This window comes from uncultured Campylobacter sp. (genome assembly GCF_938018035.1).
In the GTDB taxonomy this organism is placed as follows: Bacteria; Campylobacterota; Campylobacteria; order Campylobacterales; family Campylobacteraceae; genus Campylobacter_B.
The window spans coordinates 1-1,163 of the sequence record NZ_CALIJF010000109.1 but is presented as its reverse complement, the minus strand read 5'-3'; the positions used below and the strand labels follow the sequence as shown (position 1 = coordinate 1,163).

2 protein-coding genes and 2 pseudogenes are annotated in these 1,163 nt (G+C 45.1%); all 4 read left to right on the top strand.

Going from position 1 to position 1,163, the window contains the following annotated elements:
- Positions 1–301 (top strand): annotated as a pseudogene (locus Q0257_RS03430) (NfeD family protein); the annotation flags it as partial.
- A gap of 1 nt (position 302) precedes the next feature.
- Positions 303–653 carry a nucleotidyltransferase domain-containing protein gene (locus tag Q0257_RS03425; protein ID WP_298021563.1) on the top strand — a complete coding sequence of 117 codons (351 nt, stop codon included), beginning with the start codon at positions 303–305 and terminating at the stop codon, positions 651–653.
- Complete coding sequence (locus tag Q0257_RS03420) at positions 646–1,020, top strand: HepT-like ribonuclease domain-containing protein (RefSeq protein WP_298021560.1); 375 nt, start codon at positions 646–648, stop codon at positions 1,018–1,020. The genes Q0257_RS03425 and Q0257_RS03420 overlap by 8 nt, the downstream gene beginning before the upstream one ends.
- 2 nt (positions 1,021–1,022) lie before the next feature.
- A pseudogene (locus Q0257_RS03415) lies at positions 1,023–1,163 on the top strand (dehypoxanthine futalosine cyclase); the annotation flags it as partial.

The following is a 1,163-nucleotide window of genomic DNA, read 5'->3' as shown; positions in this document are numbered from 1 at the left end:
CGTCAAAAACGGCATGGTCTATTTCAAAGGTACGTTTTGGAAAAGCGATGAAATTTCAGATCTTAACGAGGGTGACCGCGTTGAAATTTTAGGCGTAAAAAACGGCCAGATCGTGGTTAAAAAAGATAGCAGTCGAAATTCTAGCAGCGCAGACAGCGTAAATTTAAATGACGGCGGTGCAAATTTAGGCGGCGCAGATGGCGTAGGTACGGACGATAAAAATTCCAACGTCGCCGCAAGCAAAGACTCGCAAAGCTCTGGCGCTAAAGAAGAAGCGCCCGAAGATCCGAAAGAGGCGTAGAGTGAGCGCTAAAACCGCACCAAAAAAAACGATCAACAGCAAAGATGAAATTTTAAAATTTTTATCGTCGCAGAAAAAGAGGCTTTTTGCGGTTGGCGTTACCGAGCTAGGGCTTTTCGGCAGCTACGCAAAGGGTAGTGCCGACGCATTTTCCGACATCGACATCGCGATCGAAACCGACGGGGCAAAAATGGTAAAAAATCTAGGAAACCCCTTTTCGGCGCTGGTTTTTTTAGACGATTTTAAAAAAAAGCTCTCCAGTAAATTTAATGCAAATGTCGATCTGTGCGATACTACCTCTTTAAGTCGCGAAGAAAAAGCAAAGCTACTGCAAGGAGCGATTTATGTTTGAAAAATCAAGCGTAGAGCGGTTAAAAAAGATATCTGATAAAATTTCATCCATCCTAAATAAATGCGAGAGCGGCGTAACGCAGGCGCTTGCAGACGAGGACGTTTTGCAGCCCGCGATAATGATGCAGTTCATCAATATCCACGCCCTACTAAAGGGGCTGCAAGAAAGCAACGATTTGCAGGCTTTGGCGATCTTTAGCAAAGATGAAATAAGAGCTATCAACGCCACCAGAAATATCGCTTCTCACGAATACGAACGGCTAAATTTTGAGCTGATAGAGATAGCCATCAAGGACTATCTGCCGACGCTAAATCAAAAAATCACCAGCGCACTAAAGCCGTATCGCAAAGGCAAATCGGAAGGATAAATTTGAAAAGACTAAGTATAGATGAGGCTCTAAATTTAATAGAGCACGCCGATCTTAACGAGCTTGGGCGCGCGGCGTTTGCGCGCAAGCGCGAGCTGCACCCTGACCGCGTCACGACCTTCATCATCGATCGAAACATAAAC